Below are 16,297 nucleotides of genomic sequence, written 5' to 3'. Positions count from 1 at the left end.
TTCATCCACACCATACAACTTGCGGACTGGCACCAAGCGGGGACGGCCTACAGGTTTTGGAACTGCTAGAGGCATGCCCTTAAACAGCATGGCGGGGTGTACCCACACACCAGATTCAAGTTGTACGGCTGGGGGCTGTTCTGATAGCCACTTTGCTGCAGCAGCGAGCGCATTGGACGCTAGGGCGTCTGAGGTGTCAACGCTAGCGTTGTGTTCCTGGGGGTTCATAATCTTTTCCTTTAATAGATTGGGGATTGTCGACGCTGTGCGTCTCCTCTGTCACGTAACGTGACGCAGATAGAAAGGCTGTGGGAATGTTTTCCTCTTGAGAGAATGTTTTCCTTCTTGAAGAAAGTGGACATTTCACAGCCTAGCTGTGTGTGCTCGAACCCGCGTAAGTGCTGGGCTCTCAGCGTTGGATGTTGCTGTCGTTGATCTGAACATCGTGGCTGCCTGTGCGAATGTTCAGGCTTGGAGGGCTGGCGCATAACATCGGAGATTGTAAGATTCCCAGCACCCTGGAAAGCTGTTCACTTTGAATGTCATGCTTGAGGATGAACGCAGCCTCAAGACTGCGTTGGTTATCCTCGATAAGTGTTAGACGTTCGTTGAAGTTGTTTGTAGCAACAACGGCTATGACAAGAGCGCCAGCGAATACCACGCTTTGTGCAAATTGCAAGATTTGGATAATAGTCATTTCTTCGTTTGCACCAGATTGGTTTTAGCTGTGTCAAGCTTTCCAGTGAACATAGCGTCGAATGACTTCTTAGCCATATCTTCAACCTGTAGTTCCAGTTCCTTGGCGGCACGCTTAACATCGTCTGCACTAGATGCATCAATAGCGACATGTGCAGTGACTTGAACAACTCTAGTTGTGTTGGTCGTGCTGTGGTCGTTGATGATTGATTCTGGAGAGCGGAACTCTCCTAGTGGAGATATAAAGTTCTGTGGGAGCTTCATTAGTCCTTGCTCAAGCTTTTGCAGGAACTCGGGAACTTGTTGTTCCCGTTGCTCTTGATTTAACAAGTAGCCTGGAGCTTTATCAGCAGTGACAGGGATTCCCTGTTTAACTTGAACGTCTGTAAGCTTGCGTTTGGCTTTAGCCAAATCCTTCTCTGCACGTTGCAAAGCTGGGTGATCGGGCTGTGCCCACTTCTCGATACTCTCAACTTTATCTTGCTTGGCCTTAACATCCGCTTCTAGCTTCGATACTTCTGGAGTTTTGAAGTAGAAGTTTAGGACGCTGGCTGTTGCCTTCATTAGAGCTGTATCGAAGATTGCTAGAGCTTCTCTAACAGGCTTCATTGCCTCTACAAGTTCACGCTCTGCCGCGATACGTTCATGAATGCTTGCCTTCAGAGCTTCAGATTGGTCTATTTGCACTTGTTGAATGATCTTGTCATTCTCTAAGCGTTGCTTGGCTGCGTCGATGCTTTGCTGTTGTATTGCAATAATGTCCGCGTTATCACGAACGAAATTGGCCATACCCTGATTAAAATCAGCTGCTGTAATCTTGGCATCTGTAACAGCCTGCTTGAACCATCCGGCTAACTCTTCGGGGGCTCCCTTGAAGCCGAATCTATCTGCAGCGGCTTGGCGGATTGGTGTTGCCAGTAGTGGGGCAGCATCAAACAAATCGTTAACGTCTGCACCCTCTGGGCGGCCTTTGGCTTGGATTTGTGAGAGTTGGTATGCGGCGCGCTCTTGGCGTGTCTTGTCCATGCCAGCACCACGGAAAGCGGCCTGCTGTAGCTCATACCCTGCGGCGGCTTGTTCTAGAGACTTACCAAGGCTCACTTGCTGAAGGACGTATTTCCGGAAATCTTCCAGGGCGACTTTATCAACTGACGTTCCGTATTTATCGCCAATCTCAAAGAATCGATCTTTAACAAACTTAACGTTGTCCGGGTTTTTGCCACCAATCTGACGAAAAATATTCTCGTACTGTTCAGAGGATGAAACGCGGTCTTGCACTTGATCCAAGCGTGCTTGAAGGGCGTACAAGGCTGTAGCTACACCAGCAAGGCCGGCGATTATCGGGTGGTTACGAGCCACGGCCAGAGCATCAAAGCCAAACCCTGCACCTACGTTACTCTTGTTGGCTTCCCATGCTTGGTGGCGCTGCTGGGCCCACTGGAAACGCTGCTGGGATTGCTGGAATCGTGTTTCCTGGCGCTGGGCGGCTGTTTGCTGGCGCTGTTGCTGCTGTGCCTCTCGGCGTTGCTGCTGGGCTCTGCGTTCGTTGTCTCGGCGTACCTGTCTAGCGCCTGCGGCTCTCAGTTGCTGGAGCTGCATTTCTGCACGCTGTAGGGCGGTCATCTCTCTCAGCTCTTTGGTTTTGAGAGCGTTGGTTTTGGCCTGCTGGGCTTCCAAGAGTTTTTCGAGGCGGGCTTGGCGAATCTTGGCCTGTTCCAGGGTGATGGCGTTCTTCTGGCGTACACCATCCGCCTTGAGCTGAGCTTGCTGGGCTCGGGCTGCCTTCTCTGCCAGTATGGCCTGCTGTTGCTGTGTACGCAGAGTGGCTGTCTGGAGTGCTTGAGATTCTTTCTGGCCTGCAAACTGGAGCTTCTGACCTTGAAGCTCAGCGGCGAATGTCGCCTTCTTGGCACGGGCTAGGGCAACTTCAAGCTTGTGTTCCCTCATACGGGCGTTATGCGCCTGTGCTGCTGTCTGGGACTTCTCTGCCTTGGGTTTGATGCCGAGCTTAATCTCGGCCTTCTTAGTCATGGCATCCATCTTCTGTGCCACGCGGTCTAACATTTTCTCAAACTTGAGAAGGGCTGAATAATCGGCTTCAAACCTCAACTTACCGACTAGGCTTGCAATTACTTTATCGCTCATGTAGGGCTTCCGTTAAATTGGTCTGCGATTTGTTGAATGAATCGGGCAGCCTGGGTCAGGGGGTATCCCTCGACGGAGCAACGTTTAATAACGTCCGTAGTTAACGATTCAAGATCGGCGTATGTGCTGCCATGTGGTAATGGAAATCCGTCCGGCTTTGCAGCCTTCAGAATCTCCGGTGTAACCTGCCGAGAGGTCATCTCGGCTATGTCGAATGTTACTTTCTTCGGCTTGGCCAGAAGACTGGCCATAAGCGCTTCTTTATGAGACATAAATATTTTCCTGTGTTCGGATGAGTTGAGTTGGCACGAATAGCGAAAGCTATTGCACGATGGTCTGCTAGTAGACAATTGGAATTGAAAGGGGTTATTGCACTGTCTGTTTGTGAGAGGAGGAACGACGAACAACAGACAAGCTATTTGCACCACAAGATGATAGCGGCAACATCAAGAGCGAAGCGATTGTGTTGACTTCATCTTACTTTGACCGTGGACTGTCAGTAGGATCGGCAGTGGTGCGAAGGACGAAGGGCGTAGCACTATCTGGTATTCGGGAGGAGGAACGACGACCTACCAGATAAACGATATTGCACACTCAAGCAGAGCTTGAAGATTCTTGCACCCACAATGCGGAGCATTGAATAGTAACGAGCTTCCAGCTCTGCGGCAGACGACGAAGGTCTGCAGTAGACAAAGGACGTAGTACGAAGTAATCAGAGAACCCAGCTTCTGCTCTTGCTTTGGTGCTATTCTTATAAGCTATTCTTGTATCTATTTTTATTATTCTTATTGTCTGCCAAAATGGCACATTCGAAAGTGACAAAATGGCAGAATGGTAAGTGACAAAATGGCAGAATGGTAAGTGACAAAATGGCAGAATGGTGGAGGGGTGATCTACCAAAGTGACAAATTGTCACTTACGTGGCGGGGTAGGTATCTGTGAGATACCTGTAAAAGTATCTGTGAGATACCAACCCCTGTCAGAATGGCTCGTCGATATCATCCGCACTGGCGTAGCCGTAATCACGATCATCGTAGTCTGCATAAAATTCATCCGGCATATCGAACGATATGTGTGCAGGTTGTGTTTTGATGAACTTATCTAACACAGCTCCAGCCCCGTGGCTTGTGGTGCTAACGTCCTGCTGTGTGCCATACGATCCAACGACAGGCCCGAAAATATCCTCATCATCATCGCTGGCAGGCTCATCTGCTGGCGCCACCTGCACAATGATCGGTCTTGCCTGTGCAATCTCTGGTTCATCTTGCAAACAATCAGGTTCATCGTTAGCTGCTGGCTTGGCCTTCACTACGACAGGGGCCTCCTGTGCAATTTCCAGGGAGTGGGGGAGCTGCCACACGCACCCCCCCCCGTTTACGATCCTTGATCAAGTATCCATGTTGCTCGAACAGCTCCATGGCTCTGATCACTGTCCGCGTAGATGTGCGGCATGCCTTGGCGATACTCGCCTGTGATTCGTGGTATCGGCTACCCTTCCCGACGTAACTGTCATAACTGCACTTCATCCATTGGAAGATCACGAGTTGAGTTAGGTTGAAGTCCAGCACCTCACTAGTAGTACGGGATACGAAGCCAGGAGCTTGCAGAAGGTGGTGAGGGATCATCAGGAAAGGGGTTGTGGTGTGTTGTGTTTTAGCGTGTGTTGCGTTGGTCATCAGTTTTGTTCTCCATTTGCGGAACTAGGGATTTGAATTTGTTTGTAATCAGAACTTGCACGGCATGGGTTGGTGAGTCAGTTCCCGTAGCCTGCATAATCTGAAGTAACAGTCGTGTGCTGTTCTCGTTTAGTACGATTTTCATCTGTTGTCCTCGGTGGTTGGGGGCGACGTTATGCCGCCCGTTTGTGAGATACACGGCAGAAGTAAGAACAGAAAACATCGTCTTTAGTGTGGGGTTCGCCACATTCCAGGCAATCCCTCTCGGGCTGTTCTCGTTCAGGCTGCCGCCAAGATTGAATCTTGGCACGATGGCGGAAAGTTAGTTCTTCGTATCGACGAGACATCAAGCAAACTCTCCAAGAGTTTCGCGGGCTTCCGCTTCAAACTTCGTTTTAGCTTTCTCAGCTGCTAGCTGTGCTTTTCGTTCTTGCTCGCGCTTCTCTCGTTCCATGCTCTCTTGAACGATGAAGTCAAGGTGCTGTTGATATAGGCGTTTACGCTCGGCGTGGTACTCGGCAGTTACTTCAGCTGTGATAAATTCTATGTCTTCGCGCTGGAGTTGCTCAGGCTTCACCACATAGAACGAATAAAACCCCGTCCCGTTCATCATGTGAGCATTTACCGGAAAACTCTCGTGTAGCGTGTAACCAGCACTAATCTTTTCGGCGTAGGCATGTAGCATCTGTGTCGGCGTATCTACAGAAACGTATTCCACTGCACCGCGTTGGTTATGCGTGTGTTCTCGGTTCTTGTAAAAGCTCAGATGGTTTTCAATAAGTTTGTCTAGCGCCTCTTGGTCGAACTTGTGCTTCATTGTTGATTGTGCCGTCATTACGCAGCCTCCCCAGCAAATGCAACATACTCAAGGCCAGCGAATTCATTAACCATCGGCGGCATTCCGTGTTGAGCGTGGAAAACGTTAATGTGCGTGGTCATAACTTCGACTAGCTCAAGCAGGCCGTTGATTGTGTCTACAGCTTGGTCTAGTTCAACTTGTAAACGGACACTGTGCGCTAGTTGATCGGCTAAGGCGTGGCGTAGGTAGTGGATGGTTTGATCTTTCATTTTGCATCTCCTGTGTTTTGGTTTTGGTTTGTTGTTCGTAGGGCGGCCAGTTCAGCGGCTAGGCTGGCAACTGTTTGTTCGATACGTTGAAGGGCTGTCAGCTCGGTGGCCTTCTTGGCTTTCATCTTTCGACGGTAGCGAGCGCTGGCGCACTTATTTGAACAGAGCCGATGGTTAGGGCGGTTGGCCTGGATTGGCGTCCCGCATTCAATGCAGTGTGTTGCGTGTGTAGTTTCGTTAGACATAGGAATATCGTCCTCGGTAAAGTGGTGATTTGTGGTAACCATTGATTTGAGTAAAAAGAGAGCACCGGGAGGGGTGCTCTAGGATCAAACACAGGAGGGCCTACAGCGTAGGCTGGCGTTCGATATGGATAGGTTGGGGTTACAACTTTCGCCCCACTGCCCATTTGCCGTGGTAGTCGAAGTAGGCGCTTGCAGTATTGCGCCCAGCTGGGCGAAAGCTGTAACCCCGAACAGGAGGAGTAGTTGCCACATTCGACAGTCTGTGTGGCAGGCAGAGCCCCTCAACCACCGACCTAGAGAACGGTGCTGTCAATTTGAATTCGGGGATGTACTGGGTGCCTGACGGCAGGGGTGAAGCTAGGAGGGGGGAGTAGGAGAATAATCTTCCCCCTACTCTCTTATATCTTAAACCCGAAAATCGATTCTGTCAAGCATTATTTAACCATTTTCAAACATTTTTAACGTTAGGATGTTGTGTGATGTGTGAAGCTGGTTTAACGTCATGTCTCCAACACACGGGAGGGCGCCGAAATGGCACGACCAACGTACACCGAGCAAGACCGCAAGGCACTGGTAGCTGAGTTCAAGGCAAGCGGGTTGAGCGTTAACGCATTCGTCAAATCTAAAGGGGGCAACCCGTCTCAGCCTGCTTTAACACGCTGGATTGAGGCATACGGGGAGAAGGGTGGGCCTAAAGGCGGTGTGGCTGCTGGGCCTGTGAATGCTGGGTCGATCTTGAAGAAGTACCGTCATGAGCTGCTAGAGGGTCGCAAGAGTCTGGAGCGGCGGAAGGCTGATTTGCTGGCGCAGGTTGAGGGGATTGACCTTGAGGTGATGGAGATTGACGAAGCGTTGAAAAAGCTAGACTGACAGGCGCCAGAAACGATAAGCCCCGCACTATGGCGGGGCTTTTGTTGGGTGCTGGTCACAGCTTCTCTATGGTGTCGAGAGACACGCTCTCTCCGGTGGCATCGTCTATCAACTGGCCGTTGCGGTAAGCCAGGGTTCTGGTTGGTGCCTGTTCCAGCTCGGCCATCTGCTGGGCTTGCTCTGCGAAGTGCTGGGCGTTGGGGACGGGAATACGAATCTCGGCGTCACCCTGGAAAAAGACATAGCTGTTGCTAGGGCGGTTTACGTGACTGTACCGGAAAACCTGCGTGGCGCTGTCGCTGCCGAAACTGGGTTCATGCACCGCGATCATCTTGTCATCGCAATGGATGGCATACCCGACCCCCTGAAGTAACGCGTTCAACTTCTGCGGATCATCATCGAGATAATCGTTCTCGGCCTCTATCACGTCATCCAGGGTGAGCGGGGCGGGGGATGCCTTCAGCAAGGCTTGCTCATTCTCCAGGGCGGTTATCTGCTGAGATACTGCGGCCAGCTTTTCACGGATGGCAGGGAGGTTGCCGAACTCTGCCAGGGCTTCCACCAGATCAGCGGATTTTCGGTGCAGCTCCCGAAGCTCTCCGTCCACTTCGATGACACGTTTCTCAGCTTGGGTGAGGTTCTGGCTCTGGGCGGCTCTCTGGAGAGCGCTGTGGGACGTGTGGGCGCGGATATGGTCTAGCACCGCATACGGGATGCTGCGCTTATTGGAACATCCTGCGGCGCCTAGTCGGTGGCGTGACATGCAAGTCATTGCGAGGGGGCTATGGGGAACCTTCAGCACTCCAAAATTGGCACCACAGCGACCACACTTGACCAGACCGGAAAGGAAGTATTGGCTGCTGGCGCTCTTGGGCTTGTACTGAGATTCCAGACGCTTCTGTACCCTGAACCACAGATCAGGAGTCACCACGGGTGGGTATACACCGTCAATCTCTCCCCAGCGACCGAGGGCGGTGGGATTCCGAAGCCAGCGCTTCACAGTGGAAGCGTTGACTGTCTCTAGCAGGGGATGCTTGCCACGGATACGCGCCATGATACGGCGTTCTCCCAGCCCTGCGGCGTAGTCTTCGAAGCACTGCGTTATTAGTGGAGCAAGGTCGGGAATGAGCTGGCCAGCTTCATCAATCCACAATGTAGCGCGACGTTTGGCACCCTCCCCAGCAGCAGCCTTAACCCGTTTCCGCTGATAGGCATCCTTCACACGTCTCGACAGTGCATCACTGTACTGCCATGCCTGCTGACACTTGGCGACCAACAAGAACAGGTTGCTAGACCGAGCGGGGGTGCTGTCGTAGATCAACCCATCGTCCAGACTGACAAGGCGAACGCCTGCACTCGTGATGCTGGTTAACAGGTTCAGCATCGTGTCGGGAGGGAGGCGGCCAGCTCGGTCGATAGCCTCAATCAAGATACTGTCACCCGGCTTGATTTCCCCAGACTTCACAGCGGCCAGGAGCCTGCCGAATGCGTTTTCGAGGTGATCACCCTTGAAGCCTGAAACGCCTAAGTCTTCGAAACGTAGATCGGACAGGGTGTGGTCTGGGTGGGCCTTCAGCCACTCGGCCACCATATCCCGCTGGCGCGCCAGGGAGGCACCGTGTTTTTGCTGGTCACTACTGAATCGCACATAACTGAAGGCGGCGGGCACTGTGGTAGCTCCTGATGATGGTCAGGGCTCAATCATAACACTGCGGAATTCTTCGGCGTCGTCGCATTGAAGATCGCTGAGTAGCCGGCCGGCAGGATCAGCGCAGCCAGGCAGTACATGGCCGACGGCAGGCCGGCGTTGATCACCCCGAGCAGCAGGCAGGCCCTGAGCTTGCCGCGAAAATCCCAGCCCACCCGCATCAGCAGCAGAAAGGCGAGCAGGCCGAGGGCGCCGAAGCTGGCGCGGAAGAAGGCGGTGGGCATGCTGCCCAGCACCGGCGCGGCGACGCGCATGAACAGGAAGCTGGCGCCCCAGATGGCGGCGAGCAGCAGCAGGCGGAGCAGGTCGGCGGTACGCAAGGCGGGGCATCCGGCAGGTGGGGAGCGAGAGTGTTGCCGGCTGCCGCCGTTCTGGCAATCCGCATCGCGCTTTCGAACGAGGCCTGTGCCAGCCCGTCGCCCGGATGAAATTAGGGAGGACTTGGGCGATAGTCCCCGGATTGCATCCGGGCTACGTTTTGCCGGCTTTGCGGCTAAGCTCGCTTCACTCATTTCCTTGCGAGGCACTTCCATGGCGCAGCAATGGCCGGCCGGCGAGATCGCGCAGCTGATCCTCGACGGCTTCGACGACTACCGCGAGCACTTTCGCCAGATCACCGACGGCGCCCGCGCGCGCTTCGAGCTGGCGCAGTGGCAGGAGGCGCAGCGGGCCTCGGCGGCGCGCATCAACCTGTACGAGGACAAGGTCGGCGAGACCCGCGATCGCCTGCAGCAGGTCTTCGACGAGGTGCTGCTCGAGGTCGGCCAGTGGCCGCTGGTGAAGAGCGCCTATATCGCCCTGATCGACCTGCGTTTCGACGACGAGCTGGCGGAAACCTGGTTCAACTCGATCTTCTGCAGCCTGTTCAGCCACGACCTGATCAGCGACGGCTGCATGTTCGTCCACACCACCCGGCCGTCGCTGCGCAGCCACCCCGGCGCGGCGCAGACGCGCAGCTACCGCCCGGCCGGCGAACTGGCGGACATGCTGCGGGCAATCTTCGAGGATCACCGTTTCGACGTGGCCTACGAGGACCTGCCGCGCGATCTGCAGCGGCTGGAGCAGCAGTTGCGCGCCAGCCTGCCGGATTGGGTGTGCAAGGACCCGGAGCTGTGCATCGAGCTGTTTTCCTCTGTGCTCTACCGCAACAAGGGCGCCTACCTGGTGGGGCGCATCTACACCCGCGACGAGCAGTGGCCGCTGGCGATCCCGCTGCTGCACCGCGAAGGTCACGGCATCCAGGTCGACGCGCTGATCACCGACGAGGCCGAGGTGTCGATCATCTTCTCCTTCACCCGCAGCTACTTCATGGTGGATGTGGCGGTACCGGCGGAGTTCGTCGGCTTCCTCAAGCGCATCCTGCCCGGCAAGCACATCGCCGAGCTGTACACCTCGATCGGCTTCTACAAGCACGGCAAGTCGGAGTTCTACCGCGCGCTGATCGGCCACCTGGCGACCAGCGACGACCGCTTCGTCATGGCTCCCGGCGTGCGCGGCATGGTGATGAGCGTGTTCACCCTGCCGGGCTTCAACACCGTGTTCAAGATCATCAAGGACCGCTTCTCGCACGCGAAGAACGTCGACCGCAAGACGGTGATCGAGAAGTACCGCCTGGTGAAGAGCGTCGACCGCGTCGGGCGCCTGGCCGATACCCAGGAGTTCGCCGATTTTCGTTTCCCCAAGGCCAAGTTCGCGCCCGAGTGCCTGGCCGAGCTGCTGGAGGTGGCGCCCTCCACCGTGGTGCTCGAAGGCGATACCGTGCTGGTGCGCCACTGCTGGACCGAGCGGCGCATGACCCCGCTCAACCTCTATCTGGAGAATGCCAACGAGGCGCAGGTGCGCGAGGCGCTGGAGGACTACGGCCTGGCGATCAAGCAGCTGGCGGCGGCGAATATCTTCCCCGGCGACATGCTGCTGAAGAACTTCGGCGTCACCCGCCACGGTCGCGTGGTGTTCTACGACTACGACGAGATCTGCTTTCTCACCGAGGTGAACTTCCGCCACATCCCGCCGCCGCGCTTTCCCGAGGACGAGATGAGCTCCGAGCCCTGGTATTCGGTGGGGCCGACGGATGTGTTTCCCGAGGAGTTCCCGCCTTTTCTGTTCGCCGATATCAAGCAGCGCCGGCTGTTCAGCCAGTTGCACGGCAACCTGTACGACGCCGACTACTGGAAGGGGCTGCAGGAGGCCATTGTTCAGGGCAAGGTGATCGACGTGTTTCCCTACCGGCGCAAGAGCCCGGTCGCTTGATCGGGATCAGTTGAATTCGCCGGCGGCGGGGCTAGGCTCAGTACAGGAGCCGTCCGGCTCCATCTCTCATGAACGTGGCAGGAGGTCGTACCATGCTCGCCAAGCTGCAACATCATCTGCACGCGCTGCTGCTGGCCTTCGGCTGGGGCGCACCCCGGGCCCAGCCCCTGCGAATCGACCCCGCCGAGCAGGAGCGTCTGCGCCGCGAGGCGCGCCAGCGGCGCTAATCCCTTCGTCCTGGGCGGTGCGTGCGGCCCCGCGGCACCCTACAGGGCGTGGCGGGCGAACCAGGCATCCAGGAGTGCGCGCATGCGCTCGCCGGAGAAGCTGGGAAAGTGCCCGCCGTGCACGACACGCACCGGCAGTTCGCGCAGGCGCGCGAGGCTGCGTGCGTAATCTTCCAGATTGGAATGGTAGGCATCCTCGATCAGCGGGCCGTCGTAGAGGATGTCGCCGGAAAACAGCGTCTGCGTCGCCGCTTCCCACAGGCTGATACCACCGGGCGAATGGCCGGGCGTGTGCAGCACCTGCAACACCCGATTGCCCAGATCCAGCACGTCGCCATCCTCGATCAGACGGGTGGCCGGCGCCGCCTTGACCCGATACTCGGCGTAGCACAGCGGGCAATCCGGATGGGCCTCGAACATTTCGTCGCCGACGAAGGCCGTGGCCAGGGTATTGGCGCCGGTCGGTGCGGCGAGTATCTCGGCCTCGGCCGGGTGCACCAGGCGCTCGGCGAATTCGTGATGGCCGGCGATATGGTCGAAATGGGTATGGCTGGCCACCGCCAGCAGCGGCTTGTCGGTGAGCCAGGGCAACTGCTCGCGCAGGCTGACCAGGCCCGAGCCGGAGTCGATCAGTGCGTCGCGCTCGCGGCCCTGCACATGCCACATGTTGCAGCGGTAGAAGGGGCGCACATAGGGCTCGTGGATCAGGCGCACGCCGTCATCCAGGCGGCGTACCTCGAACCATTGATCGCGCGTGACGATTCTCATGGCTGTTTCCTCAAACCGAGCTGCGCACGGCTCCATAGGGTATCGCGGGGCCGGCTAGATCGTGCGCACCGATCAGCCTCGAATTGCATCCGCGCTGCGAGCTCGCTGCTGCCGATCAGATAATTGTAGGAGCCAGCTTGCTGGCGATCGGTGAAGGATGGCAGCCACCGCTCCAGTTGGCTTGCCGCATTTCCTCCATCCGTGGAGGTCACCAGCTGGTTCATACGGGGGCTGCGTCAGGCCTGCTGCGCCCGCGGCAACAGCGCCCAGCGGCGCAGCTGTCGGTCGGGACGAACGCTGACAGCCGCAGATGAGGATGCCGGTGACCACCGGGCTGGGGCCCGGCCAGAGGGCGATGGTGCCGTCGTCGGTTCTTGTGCTGATGGCCGTAGCCCGGATTGCATCCGGGCTACGGGGTGGTTCAAGGATGGAAGGGCGCTTGCTCCAGCACTTCGATGATCAGCGGGCGGGCGGTCGGCGCGGTGCGCAGCAGCTCGGCCAGGTGCGCGTGATCGCGCGCGCGTTCGGCGGCGCAGCCGAAGCCGCGGGCGATGGCCAGCAGGTCCGGGGTGTAGATATCCACGCCAAGCGGTTCGATATCGCGGCGCTGCATATAGCGCTTGATCTCGCCGTAGCCCGAGTTGTTCCACAGCAGCACGATGATGCCGACGCCGGCCTCCACCGCGCTGGCCAGCTCCGGCAGGGTGAACTGCAGGCCGCCATCGCCCATCAGGCTGATCACCGGGCTGCCCGGCTCGGCCAGCTTGGCGCCGATGGCCGCCGGCAGGCCGTAGCCCAGGGTGCCGTAGCCGGTGGAGGCGTTGAACCAGCGCCGCGCGCCGTCCAGTTCCACCAGGTGGTTGCCGCTGTACACCGTCTGCGTCGAGTCGCCGACGAAGCGCGCCTCGGGCAGCACCTCCAGCACTGTGTCGAACAGCTGACGGTAATGCCCCCAGCCGGCGAAATCCTCGGCCAGCTGCGCCTGCACGGCGGCCGTGCGGCGGGCGCCGGGGCTGTCGGCGCGTGGCTCGCAGGGGTTGAGCTCGGCCAGCAGCATGCGCATGGCAAGGCGCGCGTCGCCCTGGATCGCCAGGTGCGGGGCGAAGTTGCGTTGCAGCTGCTGGGCGTCGATATCCACGCGGATCAGCGCGCCGCCCAGTTTGAAGTTGCCGTCGAACACCACGTCGTAGTCGGTCTCGCCCAGCTCGGTGCCGATGGCCAGCACCACGTCGGCCTCCAGCGCCAGCTGGCGCACCGGCAGCAGCGACTGGTTGCTGCCCAGCAGCAGCGGATGATTCGGCGGCAGCAGGCCCTTGGCGTTGATGGTCAGCGCGGTCGGCGCGTCCAGGCTGGCGGCCAGGGCGCGGGCCTCGGCCTGGGCGGCCACGCAGCCGCCACCGAGCAGCAGCAGCGGGCGCTGGGCGTTCTTCAGCAGGGCGGCGGCGTCGCGGATCAGCGTGCGATTCGGTGCCGGGCGCTCGACCCGCGGCCTGGCCGCCAGGCGCATATGGCTGGCATCGGCGGTGATGATGTCCAGCGGCAGCTCGATATGCACCGGCCGCGGACGCTCGCCCTCGAACACGGCGAAGGCGCGGGCCAGGACGCCGGGCAGCTCCTCGACGCTCATCAGGGTATGGCTGAAGGCGGTGACCCCGGCGGTCATGGCGCGCTGGTTGGGCAGCTCGTGCAGGTAGCCCTTGCCCAGGCCGAGGCGCGCGCGCTCGTTGACGCTGGAGATCACCAGCATGGGGATCGAATCGGCGTAGGCCTGGCCCATGGCGGTGAGGATATTGGTCATCCCCGGGCCGGTGATGATGAAGCACACCCCCGGCTTGCCGGACACCCGCGCATAGCCGTCGGCCATAAAGCCGGCGCCCTGTTCGTGGCGCGGGGTGATATGGCGAATGCCGCTGTGCGGCAGGCCGCGATAGAGCTCCACGGTGTGCACGCCGGGGATGCCGAACACGGTGTCGACGCCCCAGGCTTCCAGTTGCTTGACGAGAAATTCGCCGCAGGTGGTCATGTTGAGAATCCTTCAATGGCGCTGATCGCGCTATGCAGGGTGGACAGGGCGCGGCCTGGTCCACCGTCACTCGCCCAGAGGCGGACAAGCCGTTGGCATGTCCGCCCTGCGGGACTGTTAACCGACTATCCAGTGCGCCATCAGCGCGATGATCGGCAGGGTGATCAGGGTACGGATGATGAAGATCATGAACAGCTCGAGGATGTTCAGCGGCAGCTTGGCCTTGATGATCAGCACGCCGACTTCGGACATGTAGATCAGCTGGGTCAGCGACACGCAGGCCACCACGAAGCGGGTCAGTTCGCTCTCGATGCCCTTGCCCAGTACCGCCGGCAGGAACATGTCGGCGAAACCCACCAGCATGGCCGGCGCGGCCTTGGCGGCTTCCGGCAGTTGCAGCAGCTCGAGCAGCGGCACGATGGGCGCGGACAGCCAGTTGAAGATCGGGGTGAACTCGGCAATCGCCAGGGATACCGTGCCGATGGCCATCACCAGCGGCAGCAGGCCGAGCCAGATGTCCACCACGTTGTGCACGCCGACTTTGATCATCTGCGCCGGCGAGGGGTTGGCGTTGGCGCGTTTGACCGCCTGAACCAGGCCCCAGCGCAGCAGCGAGGTGCCGGCCGGCACGTCTTCCTTGATCTGCTTGCCGACGCCTGGCATGTACTCGTCCTTTTTCCACGACAGCGGCGGGATGCGCGGGGTGATGATGGCGGCGGCCAGGCCGGCGACCACCACGGTGAGGTAGAAGGGCACGAACAGGTGGTCGAGCTTCATGAAGCTGGTGATCAGCAGGCTGAAGGCGATCGAGGCGATGGAGAAGTTGGTGGCGATCACCGCCGCTTCCCGCGCGCTGTAGAAGCCCTTCTGGTACTGCTGGGCGGTGATCAGCACGCCGACCGTGCCGGAACCGAGCCAGCTGGCGATGGCGTCGATGGCCGAGCGCCCGGGCAGGCCGAAGATCTTGCGGAACAGGTTGCGCACCAGGGTGCCGATGAACTCCATCAGGCCGTAGTCGGTGAGCAGCGGCAGGATCAGCCCGGCGACCAGAAAGAAGGTGATCAGTACCGGAGCCAGGTCCTTGAGCACCACGCCGCCGGTGTTGGCGTTCCAGATCCATTCCGGGCCGAACTGCCAGAAGGTCATGGCCGCGAACAGCGCGCCGAGCACGCGCAGGCCGAGCCATAGCGGGCTGAGGTTGAACATCTCGTTGAGGGCGTGGCGCTCGGTGAGCCACTTGGGTTTGAGCAGGCTGGCGAACAGGCCGACCGCGGCGGAGAACAGCAGCAGGCCGGTGGCGATGGCCGGCAGCCAGTCGCTCAAGCCGGCCTTCAGCGCATCGGCCATCACGCCCAGGCCGATGGTGACCTTTTCCTCGTAAACGATGGGCGTGAGGAACAGCAGCACGCCGAGCAGCGAGGGGATCAGGAAGATCAGCAGCTGGCGCAGGTTGTAGGAGGTATCGGCCGGTGGCTGGTCGTCCAGCAGTGGCATGGCTTCTTCACGATTCATCTGGGCACCCTAGTTGTTGTTGTATGGATGTACCGGGCGCCTCGCGGGGCACCCGGGCGGAGCAATAAAAGCCGGCGGTCAGCGGCGCTGAACCCCCGGAAGCACACACAGCATTTCGTAGAGCAGGTTGGCGCCGAGCAGCGAGGTGTTGCCGGTGGTGTCGTAGGGTGGGGAGACCTCCACCAGGTCGCCGCCGACCAGGTCCAGGCCCTGGCAGCCGCGGATGATCTCCATCGCCTGGATGGTGGTCAGCCCGCCGATTTCCGGGGTGCCGGTGCCGGGCGCCCAGGCCGGGTCGATGCCGTCGATGTCGAAACTCAGGTACACCGGGCCGCCGCCGACCTTCTCGCGCACCTCGGCCATCAAGGGCTCCAGCGACTTGTGCCAGCACTCCTCGGCCTGCACCACGCGAAAGCCCTGCTTGCGGCTCCAGTTGAAGTCCTCGGCGGTGTAGCCCTGGGCGCGCAGGCCGATCTGCACCACGCGGTCGCAGTCCAGCAGGCCTTCCTCGACGGCGCGGCGGAAGGTGGTGCCGTGGGCGATCTTCTCGCCGAACATCTCGTCGTTCACATCGGCGTGGGCGTCGATATGCACCAGGCCGACCTTGCCGTGCTTCTTGTGGATGGCGCGCAGGATCGGCAGGGTGATGGTGTGGTCGCCGCCCAGGGTCAGCGGCTTGATGCCGTATTCGAGGATCTCGTCGTAGGACTCCTCGATGATGCGCACGGCCTCGGCCATGTTGAAGGTGTTGATCGCCACGTCGCCGATATCGGCCACGTTCAGCGAGTCGAAGGGGGCGGCGCCGGTGGCCATGTTGTAGGGGCGGATCATCACCGACTGGGCGCGAATCTCGCGGGGGCCGAAGCGGGTGCCGGAGCGCAGCGAGGTGCCGATATCCAGCGGCACGCCGACGAAGGCGACGTCGAGCTCACGTTTCTCTTCGATCTTCTGGATATGCGGCAGGCGCATCATGGTGGCGATGCCGCCGAAACGGGGCATTTCGTTGCCGCCCAGGGGCTGATGAAAAACCTTGTCCATGGGAAGGCCTCACGGTTGTTGTGGTTGTAGGAATCGTTGGTCGGATTCTTGGTCAGCGCCGCTCCGGGAAA

At 59.0% G+C, this 16,297-nt stretch carries 15 protein-coding genes and 1 pseudogene; 3 read left to right on the top strand and 13 right to left on the bottom strand.

Features of this window, described 5'->3' with window-relative positions; all coding sequences use genetic code 11:
* Window positions 1–409: 409 nt before the first annotated feature.
* The 7 genes from ACIGFL_RS08850 to ACIGFL_RS08820 form a co-directional block, all read right to left on the bottom strand.
* On the bottom strand, window positions 410–697 hold the full coding sequence (locus tag ACIGFL_RS08850; protein WP_397496904.1) for a hypothetical protein: 288 nt from the start codon (window positions 695–697) through the stop codon (window positions 410–412).
* The gene (locus ACIGFL_RS08845) at window positions 694–2,841 is read right to left on the bottom strand and encodes a tape measure protein (RefSeq protein ID WP_397496903.1); all 2,148 of its coding nucleotides are present in this window, start codon (window positions 2,839–2,841) and stop codon (window positions 694–696) included. Before ACIGFL_RS08845 ends, ACIGFL_RS08850 begins: the two co-directional genes overlap by 4 nt.
* Window positions 2,838–3,113: a hypothetical protein gene (locus ACIGFL_RS08840; protein ID WP_397496902.1), complete on the bottom strand. Its 276-nt coding sequence runs from the start codon at window positions 3,111–3,113 to the stop codon at window positions 2,838–2,840. Before ACIGFL_RS08840 ends, ACIGFL_RS08845 begins: the two co-directional genes overlap by 4 nt.
* A gap of 707 nt (window positions 3,114–3,820) precedes the next feature.
* The gene (locus ACIGFL_RS08835; protein WP_397496901.1) at window positions 3,821–4,150 is read right to left on the bottom strand and encodes a hypothetical protein; all 330 of its coding nucleotides are present in this window, start codon (window positions 4,148–4,150) and stop codon (window positions 3,821–3,823) included.
* Window positions 4,151–4,863: 713 nt separating this feature from the next.
* The gene (locus ACIGFL_RS08830) at window positions 4,864–5,352 is read right to left on the bottom strand and encodes a hypothetical protein (RefSeq protein WP_397496900.1); all 489 of its coding nucleotides are present in this window, start codon (window positions 5,350–5,352) and stop codon (window positions 4,864–4,866) included.
* A complete protein-coding gene (locus ACIGFL_RS08825) occupies window positions 5,352–5,585 on the bottom strand; it encodes a hypothetical protein (RefSeq protein WP_397496899.1) in 234 nt (77 codons plus the stop codon). Before ACIGFL_RS08825 ends, ACIGFL_RS08830 begins: the two co-directional genes overlap by 1 nt.
* Window positions 5,582–5,830: a DUF2116 family Zn-ribbon domain-containing protein gene (locus ACIGFL_RS08820; protein WP_397496898.1), complete on the bottom strand. Its 249-nt coding sequence runs from the start codon at window positions 5,828–5,830 to the stop codon at window positions 5,582–5,584. Before ACIGFL_RS08820 ends, ACIGFL_RS08825 begins: the two co-directional genes overlap by 4 nt.
* A gap of 531 nt (window positions 5,831–6,361) precedes the next feature.
* On the opposite strand from ACIGFL_RS08820, the gene ACIGFL_RS08815 reads away from it, so the two are divergent.
* Window positions 6,362–6,700 (top strand): hypothetical protein, encoded by a 339-nt coding sequence (locus ACIGFL_RS08815; protein ID WP_397496897.1) that lies wholly within the window; start codon window positions 6,362–6,364, stop codon window positions 6,698–6,700.
* Window positions 6,701–6,755: 55 nt separating this feature from the next.
* On the opposite strand, the gene ACIGFL_RS08810 is transcribed toward ACIGFL_RS08815, so the two are convergent.
* Window positions 6,756–8,369, bottom strand: a complete 1,614-nt coding sequence (locus ACIGFL_RS08810) for a recombinase family protein (RefSeq protein ID WP_397496896.1) — start codon at window positions 8,367–8,369, stop codon at window positions 6,756–6,758.
* A gap of 53 nt (window positions 8,370–8,422) precedes the next feature.
* Window positions 8,423–8,728 (bottom strand): annotated as a pseudogene (locus tag ACIGFL_RS08805) (EamA family transporter); the annotation flags it as partial.
* A 211-nt stretch (window positions 8,729–8,939) separates the two neighbouring features.
* Between ACIGFL_RS08805 and aceK the strand changes: the two are divergent.
* The gene (aceK, locus tag ACIGFL_RS08800) at window positions 8,940–10,658 is read left to right on the top strand and encodes a bifunctional isocitrate dehydrogenase kinase/phosphatase (RefSeq protein WP_397496895.1); all 1,719 of its coding nucleotides are present in this window, start codon (window positions 8,940–8,942) and stop codon (window positions 10,656–10,658) included.
* Between the two features lie 92 nt (window positions 10,659–10,750).
* On the top strand, window positions 10,751–10,885 hold the full coding sequence (locus ACIGFL_RS08795; RefSeq protein ID WP_021444873.1) for a hypothetical protein: 135 nt from the start codon (window positions 10,751–10,753) through the stop codon (window positions 10,883–10,885).
* Between the two features lie 39 nt (window positions 10,886–10,924).
* On the opposite strand, the gene ACIGFL_RS08790 is transcribed toward ACIGFL_RS08795, so the two are convergent.
* The 4 genes from ACIGFL_RS08790 to speB all read right to left on the bottom strand — a co-directional run bounded on the left by ACIGFL_RS08790 (window position 10,925) and on the right by speB (window position 16,226).
* Complete coding sequence (locus tag ACIGFL_RS08790) at window positions 10,925–11,653, bottom strand: MBL fold metallo-hydrolase (RefSeq protein ID WP_397496894.1); 729 nt, start codon at window positions 11,651–11,653, stop codon at window positions 10,925–10,927.
* A gap of 421 nt (window positions 11,654–12,074) precedes the next feature.
* Entirely contained in the window at window positions 12,075–13,676 is a 1,602-nt protein-coding gene (locus ACIGFL_RS08785) for a 5-guanidino-2-oxopentanoate decarboxylase (RefSeq protein ID WP_397496893.1), read from the bottom strand.
* A 117-nt stretch (window positions 13,677–13,793) separates the two neighbouring features.
* Entirely contained in the window at window positions 13,794–15,188 is a 1,395-nt protein-coding gene (locus ACIGFL_RS08780; RefSeq protein WP_397496892.1) for a YjiH family protein, read from the bottom strand.
* A gap of 78 nt (window positions 15,189–15,266) precedes the next feature.
* Complete coding sequence (speB, locus tag ACIGFL_RS08775) at window positions 15,267–16,226, bottom strand: agmatinase (RefSeq protein ID WP_021442114.1); 960 nt, start codon at window positions 16,224–16,226, stop codon at window positions 15,267–15,269.
* Between the last annotated feature and the right edge of the window lie 71 nt (window positions 16,227–16,297).

Origin of the sequence: Pseudomonas sp. NPDC077649 (genome assembly GCF_044542855.1) — a bacterium.
In the GTDB taxonomy this organism is placed as follows: Bacteria; Pseudomonadota; Gammaproteobacteria; order Pseudomonadales; family Pseudomonadaceae; genus Aquipseudomonas.
Note: the sequence above shows the minus strand (reverse complement) of the source record. Positions and strands in the feature narration are given on the sequence as shown.

Bases quoted from the DNA above. Each gene is read 5' to 3' on its own strand.
- speB (WP_021442114.1), bottom strand. From the start codon at position 16,226: ATGGACAAGGTTTTTCATCAGCCCCTGGGCGGCAACGAAATGCCCCGT.
- ACIGFL_RS08795 (WP_021444873.1), top strand. From the start codon at position 10,751: ATGCTCGCCAAGCTGCAACATCATCTGCACGCGCTGCTGCTGGCCTTC.
- ACIGFL_RS08785 (WP_397496893.1), bottom strand. From the start codon at position 13,676: ATGACCACCTGCGGCGAATTTCTCGTCAAGCAACTGGAAGCCTGGGGC.
- ACIGFL_RS08820 (WP_397496898.1), bottom strand. From the start codon at position 5,830: ATGTCTAACGAAACTACACACGCAACACACTGCATTGAATGCGGGACG.
- ACIGFL_RS08815 (WP_397496897.1), top strand. From the start codon at position 6,362: ATGGCACGACCAACGTACACCGAGCAAGACCGCAAGGCACTGGTAGCT.
- aceK (WP_397496895.1), top strand. From the start codon at position 8,940: ATGGCGCAGCAATGGCCGGCCGGCGAGATCGCGCAGCTGATCCTCGAC.
- ACIGFL_RS08790 (WP_397496894.1), bottom strand. From the start codon at position 11,653: ATGAGAATCGTCACGCGCGATCAATGGTTCGAGGTACGCCGCCTGGAT.
- ACIGFL_RS08840 (WP_397496902.1), bottom strand. From the start codon at position 3,113: ATGTCTCATAAAGAAGCGCTTATGGCCAGTCTTCTGGCCAAGCCGAAG.
- ACIGFL_RS08780 (WP_397496892.1), bottom strand. From the start codon at position 15,188: ATGAATCGTGAAGAAGCCATGCCACTGCTGGACGACCAGCCACCGGCC.
- ACIGFL_RS08825 (WP_397496899.1), bottom strand. From the start codon at position 5,585: ATGAAAGATCAAACCATCCACTACCTACGCCACGCCTTAGCCGATCAA.
- ACIGFL_RS08850 (WP_397496904.1), bottom strand. From the start codon at position 697: ATGACTATTATCCAAATCTTGCAATTTGCACAAAGCGTGGTATTCGCT.
- ACIGFL_RS08830 (WP_397496900.1), bottom strand. From the start codon at position 5,352: ATGACGGCACAATCAACAATGAAGCACAAGTTCGACCAAGAGGCGCTA.
- ACIGFL_RS08845 (WP_397496903.1), bottom strand. From the start codon at position 2,841: ATGAGCGATAAAGTAATTGCAAGCCTAGTCGGTAAGTTGAGGTTTGAA.